Annotated in this window: 6 protein-coding genes; 1 reads left to right on the top strand and 5 read right to left on the bottom strand. The window is 35.5% G+C overall.

Annotated elements, in window-relative coordinates; genetic code table 11:
• Nucleotides 1-6 precede the first annotated feature (6 nt).
• The 3 genes from AACY61_RS07705 to AACY61_RS07715 all read right to left on the bottom strand — a co-directional run bounded on the left by AACY61_RS07705 (nt 7) and on the right by AACY61_RS07715 (nt 2,615).
• On the bottom strand, nt 7-771 hold the full coding sequence (locus AACY61_RS07705) for a tetratricopeptide repeat protein (protein ID WP_339610995.1): 765 nt from the start codon (nt 769-771) through the stop codon (nt 7-9).
• A 69-nt stretch (nt 772-840) separates the two neighbouring features.
• Nucleotides 841-2,214, bottom strand: coding sequence for a M56 family metallopeptidase (locus AACY61_RS07710; RefSeq protein WP_339610996.1), 1,374 nt, complete (start codon nt 2,212-2,214; stop codon nt 841-843).
• Nucleotides 2,215-2,249: 35 nt separating this feature from the next.
• Nucleotides 2,250-2,615 (bottom strand): BlaI/MecI/CopY family transcriptional regulator, encoded by a 366-nt coding sequence (locus AACY61_RS07715; protein WP_339610997.1) that lies wholly within the window; start codon nt 2,613-2,615, stop codon nt 2,250-2,252.
• A 163-nt stretch (nt 2,616-2,778) separates the two neighbouring features.
• On the opposite strand from AACY61_RS07715, the gene AACY61_RS07720 reads away from it, so the two are divergent.
• Nucleotides 2,779-3,276 carry a DUF456 domain-containing protein gene (locus tag AACY61_RS07720; RefSeq protein WP_339610998.1) on the top strand — a complete coding sequence of 166 codons (498 nt, stop codon included), beginning with the start codon at nt 2,779-2,781 and terminating at the stop codon, nt 3,274-3,276.
• Here AACY61_RS07720 and AACY61_RS07725 read toward each other — a convergent pair.
• Nucleotides 3,273-5,342 carry a glycosyltransferase family 9 protein gene (locus tag AACY61_RS07725; RefSeq protein WP_339610999.1) on the bottom strand — a complete coding sequence of 690 codons (2,070 nt, stop codon included), beginning with the start codon at nt 5,340-5,342 and terminating at the stop codon, nt 3,273-3,275. The two genes, AACY61_RS07720 and AACY61_RS07725, sit on opposite strands and share 4 nt — an antisense overlap.
• Before the next feature lie 99 nt (nt 5,343-5,441).
• The gene (locus AACY61_RS07730; RefSeq protein ID WP_339611000.1) at nt 5,442-5,684 is read right to left on the bottom strand and encodes a hypothetical protein; all 243 of its coding nucleotides are present in this window, start codon (nt 5,682-5,684) and stop codon (nt 5,442-5,444) included.
• Nucleotides 5,685-5,775 lie beyond the last annotated feature (91 nt).

A 5,775-nucleotide genomic window follows, 5' to 3' on the forward strand; every position in this document is an offset into this window, starting at 1 on the left:
AAGCCCTCAACCATTTTTATCATCATATTCATTGATGGCGATGGTATAATGCTCAATCGATTTTTCAAAATCCATCACTTGAGCATATGCATACCCTAATTTTAGATACACATTTTCTGATGGACGATTCAATTCTAAAAGTTTGTTATACCCTACAATAGCATTATGAAAATCCTTTTGATAAAAATGGTTGAGGGCTTTTAGGTTCGAAAGCTGAAAATGGGTGTCGTCTATTTTTAATGTTTGTGTTAAAATAGTATCTGCCTGCTCAAAGGATTTATTTTTTATTTTATCGGTAATCACTTTAACAGCCGCCGGTAGATGGTTTTGGTCTAACCGGTATGCTTTTTCGAAATATTCAATCGCTACACTATCGCTTTGCTGCTCTTTCAGTAATCCCATTTGATAGGGGAAATTGGGATTTAAAGAGTCTGAAGCTATTAATGTGGTTAGAATCTTTTCAGCTTGTTTGCTTTTTGCTGTTTTTCGAAGCAGTTTGGAATACTCATACGCCAGAAGAATGTCTTCGGGATATCTGTCAAAAAGCTTTTCATAATGTGCTAAGGCGTTTTTTAAATTTCCGGTTTGTTCATAGCTTTTGGCAAGTTTGAGTTGTTGTTCTTTGCTTTCGGGCAGTTGATTGAGATGCTGTATTGCTTTACTGTAATTGCCTAAGGCGTAATAATTTTCTGCAAGCGATTTGTGATTTTGGGCTTGCGCCGAAATCGAAATAAAAATTAAAAAACAAAAACAACAATACAGGGATTTCATTTCAAATAATTGTAAAGATGAAACCTGTCAGGTTTTAAAAACTTGACAGGTTTTGATCATAAATTAGATTTATTCATTTACTTCAAAGACAATAGGCAAAGCATATGAAACAGCTACTGCTTTACCATCCTGTTTTCCTGGTTGCATTTGTGGGATTAAACCAACTACCCGTCTTGCTTCTTCTTCAAGTGCTGCTATGGGAGCTCTGCTTAAAATATCCACAACATTGCCCTGCTCGTCAATTTTAAACTGCACTGAAAGTTTAACTCGCCCATTTAAACCCAATCCTTTTGCCACTTTCGAATTGAAATTTTCTATTATAAGCGTGTTTAAGTTTTCAGACATACATTGCTTGCGTTCTTCATTGGTTGACAAGTTTTCACAACCGGGGTAGATGGGTGCTTGATCAATGACGGCAAAGGGAAGGACGTCTAGTTCTCCACTTTCAAATAAATTAAGTGCATTATTTTGGTCATAGCCTTTTAAGGCAGTTTGTCTGGCTAGTTTCACTAATTCCTCGTGTTCTTGTAGAGATATCCCACCTGAATTGTTTTCTAAAGCGATTTTTAATTCCTCAATTTTTTGAGTGATTGAATTTTCGTGCGAGCTTTCTGAAGCTACATCTTGACTACAAGAAGTATAGAGAATAATTCCGGCTAAAAGCGGCACTAACATTAAAAATTTAGCCAATTGTGTTTTCTTTGATTTTGATTTTTGTAACATAACGATTCGTTTTTTGATTAATGAATGATTGAAAAATGTATTGATGAATGAAATATGTTGGGTTTTAAATACTTCAGTGAGCAAGTTTTGGTAGTATGTTTTTTTATCTGTTGCTGCTACTGCCCGGCTATCGGCAATATATTCATGAAGTGTGGCAACCCGGTTTTGAAACAAATATATCAATGGATTGAACCAAAACACAATGCGCAGCAATTCAAAATAAATCAGATCGACATAATGTTTTTGTTTGATATGTACCAACTCGTGATTGATAATGTGCTTTCTTGCATTTTGCTCCAGCTTTTCACCTATAAATATCAAGTTGCCAAATGAGAAAGCATCTGTGCTGTCTGGCAGACGAACGAGGGTGGTGCCTTCCAGGATTTCGGTTTTTCCTTTCCGCTTTAGCTGAAATATCTTATTAAGTTTCCAAAAGAAAAGTACTGTGCTTAAAATTATTCCAGAAAGGAGGATGATTTCAAAAACAGAGGTTTCAAAAGCTTTCGTTGCTAAATTGTTTTGGGCTGTAACAGAAGTAGGGCCTAGTATTATTTCAGGTAAAACAACTGCAAAATTTTGCGGTATGATTGTTTGTAAAGCGGGGATTTTTATAAAGGGAAAAATCAAGGCGAGTAGCGGAGTTAAACACAAATAGAATCGGTTCCATTGAAAAAAGGTTTCTTTCTTCAACAACAGCTCATAAACTATTAGAAATAGCAATTGAAATACGACGGTTTGTAAGAGATAGCCTATCACTACTTTTTTTCTTCTTTATTGATTTGCTCTAAAATTTCTCCAAGTTCCTTAGTGGAAACTTTGTTTGTCTTTACAAAAAAAGAAACCATACTTTTAAAGGAGCCTTGAAAGTAATTATCCATAAGCTTGTTGATGGTTAGGTTGCTATAAGTTTCCTTTTCCATTGCCGGAAAGTAAATGTGACCGCGTCCTTCTTTTCTATAGTTGACGAATCCTTTACTTTCCAAAATGCGAACAATGGTTGATACCGTGTTATAAGCCGGTTTGGGTTTGGGAAATTCATCGACGATTGCGGCAACATTGGCTTCTTTCAAACCCCAAAGAATTTGCATCACTTCTTCTTCTGCTTTTGTAAGTTGTTTCATAATTCTCTATACTCCCCCAACCCTTACTAAGGTGGGGAGTTTTATTGGTTTAATTTTTTAAACTTGACTACAAATATAACTAAATATTTAGTTTTAACTAATAAATTAGTTTAAATATTTTTGTAACCAAAAAGAAGTATCTTAGACTCATACAGAAAAACCGATGGATTTATTTCTATTATTTGTTTCATTATTACTGGTATTGCTTGGTATTGCTGGTAGTTTTCTGCCAGTAATACCAGGCCCTGTGACGGGTTGGTTGGGGTTGCTGGTATTTCATTTAACGAAAGCGGTTCCTTTGAACTATACGTTCTTAACGATTACTTTTATCGTTGCCATGCTGATTTTTATATTGGACTATATAATTCCAGCAATGGGGACCAAGCGTTTTGGAGGTAGTCGTTATGGTATGATAGGAGCAACTCTTGGTTTAATTGTTGGGATACTGGCTCCGATACCTTTTGGAGTAATTATTGGACCCTTTGTGGGAGCATTTTTAGGAGAGCTTTTAAATACGAAAACCCGTCATAATGCATTGAGGGCTGCTTTTGGTTCCTTTATTGGTTTTCTGGCATCTACTTTTATGAAGTTTTTTGTTTCAATGGTTTTTTTAGGCTTGTTTATTTGGAAAACCATAGTGTACTGGGAGTCCTTTTTTTAATCAAAAGTTGGTGTTTCAAACAGGATGTTTTGTTGTTTAAAAAGTGATATAGCTAAATTAAGGTCTTGGTTTTCAGTGTCAATTGAAGAGGGGTTTTTAAAAAGGGTTTGTACTTGTTGCTTCATAGTATCATCCTGATATTCAATAAGGAATTCATCTCCATTCAATTTAAGTAAACAATCATTTTTTTCAAGTTCAACTTCCAGCATTGGGTTTACCTTAATGGTGATAGGATCGTTTTTGTAGGCTTTTTGAAGCACTTTGTAAAGCGCCTCCAAAACGCGCTCGACAGTAACGGATGTTAGACAGATTTTGTGCTTACAGTTTAGAATTACATCATAATTGCACCGAATGTTGCAGACACCTTTTTTCCCCCAGATGAGTTCGTTGTGTTCTGCAAAACTTCCCCAACTTCCGGGTCCTGTTGGGCCGTAAATTCCAACTGATGGCACATTGAAAGCCCCTGCTACGTGGGTGATTCCGGCATCGTTGCCAATGTGAAAAAGTGCTCCTGCCATAGCTTCACCTACGTCTTCCATGCCTCCTGTGATATATTCAACATGATTCATTTCTTTTGAAAAGCAACTTTTAATATCGGGGTCATCAGGGCCTTGAATGATTTTGCAGTTCAGGTGTGGATACATTTCGTGTAAACGTTCTATTAAGGCTGCATACTTTTCTGTGGGCCATATTTTTAAAAGAAAGCCAGCGCCATGATGAACCACAAAATACTTTTCCTTAGGATTTGGGTTTCTTTCAAAATAAGGGTAAACCTCAAGGTGATTGTCAATCTTCCTGTGAAGTTTTGATACGGTATCAATATAATGCTGAATAGCGTGTTGTTTTACTTTTTTATGGGTGGGGTATTTCAAGGCATGTGGTAAATCATAACCCCTAAAAGCCGGGTAGTTACCCAGTTCATAGACATTGTTATAAGCATCCTCGCTGTTTCTGGCTTCAGTTTCATCAACTACTGTTACTTTGTTTAAGTACTTTTTAAAAAAGGAGACTAATCTTGGAGCAACAGCAAAATCAACTTTTTCTGAAACTTCAGCTATTTTATTGATTGCCGGAATGGCAAAAAAGATATCACCCAATCCACCATAACTTTTATAAACTAAGACTTTTCCTAAATATTTTTTCTTTTCAACAGTTTTTTTGGATTCTAAAATCTCTTGTATTGCATTCCAGAAGTTTTCTGGGGCTTGCTTAATTTCCTTTATGGCTTGTTCTTTATTGTGAGGATAAAATTCAAATGAAAACGTGCCAATCCGATCGTTTGTAATCATTTCACAACCTGAAAGGAATGCTTCTGCGGCAAGCCTGCCGGAAGGTTCGGGCCAAACGGGTTGACAGATAAACTGTTTAGTTTTCCCCAATAGTTCTAAAACCTCTGTATTTGCAACCGGGCTGTGGAATGAAATATTTTCCGGAATTTCTCTTCTTATACGGTTTGTTCCATATACAGTGAAATTTAGTTTGGGATGTTCTAAAGCATAATCAATATAGGCATTACCGCCTTTCAGAAAATTGAGATCTCCAAAAAAGGGAATGGTGTGGTCTTGTTTAATAGTTGAGGGTTTTAGGTTTTCAATCTGAACTGTTGGTGGCATGATCAAATACTTTGCTACTGCTTCACCATAAAAATCATAATGTGCTGTATAATGTTTTGGCGATTGAAATGCATTTAGTTTTGAATTTGCAAAAAGTTTTCTGTAAAGATGAAACTTATCTGTGTTACAGCAACTTTTTACATTTCGGTCAACGGTGCATAAAATATTTCGTCTAACGCAAAAATTATAATCATACTCAACTTTAATATAGGGTGTTGAAGAGTCGATTAATACTACTAAAAGATTCTGTTCAAAACTGCATCTCGAAGTGCTGTTGAGGATAACGAGGTCTGCTTTTTCAATTCCTTTACTTGTGGATTCAAAGTTTCTTAACAAATCAATTGAAACTGAATAGCCTTTTTTTTCACCCAGCTGAATCAACTCCTTAATGGTGAGTTCTGCACCTCGGGGTGTATTTATATCAGTATCGTGAAGAAAAAGAATTGATTTCAAGAAAAAGTATTGTATGATGTTTTGTTTGGGTAAAAGAATGACCCTCCAAAAGTAAATTTTGAAATAAAAATATTTATCAATAAGGGTTTTTAAAAGGTATTAACCATCATAATACCCATCATCATAATACCCGTCATCATAGTATCCGTCATCATAGTATCCGTCGTCATAATACCCATCATCATAATACCCGTCATCATAGTATCCATCATCGTAATACCCATCATCAAAAAAGCCATCGTCGTCAGTGCTACAAGAGTTTAAAAATGAGGCCGTAATGGATAGAGTAGAAGCTGCCAGAATGAGTTGACCTGATTTTTTAATAAATTTTCTACGTTCCATAATTTATTGGTTTTAAGTTATAAAGTTAACAATAATTAACCTGTTATAATAAAAGAACAAGTTAAAAGTGATATACCCTACCCTTATTACT

It is taken from the genome of uncultured Planktosalinus sp. (assembly GCF_963973675.1).
In the GTDB taxonomy this organism is placed as follows: domain Bacteria; phylum Bacteroidota; class Bacteroidia; order Flavobacteriales; family Flavobacteriaceae; genus Planktosalinus.

Coding starts and splice junctions, on each gene's coding strand:
- AACY61_RS07715 (WP_339610997.1), bottom strand. CDS start 2,615: ATGAAACAACTTACAAAAGCAGAAGAAGAAGTGATGCAAATTCTTTGG.
- AACY61_RS07720 (WP_339610998.1), top strand. CDS start 2,779: ATGGATTTATTTCTATTATTTGTTTCATTATTACTGGTATTGCTTGGT.
- AACY61_RS07705 (WP_339610995.1), bottom strand. CDS start 771: ATGAAATCCCTGTATTGTTGTTTTTGTTTTTTAATTTTTATTTCGATT.
- AACY61_RS07730 (WP_339611000.1), bottom strand. CDS start 5,684: ATGGAACGTAGAAAATTTATTAAAAAATCAGGTCAACTCATTCTGGCA.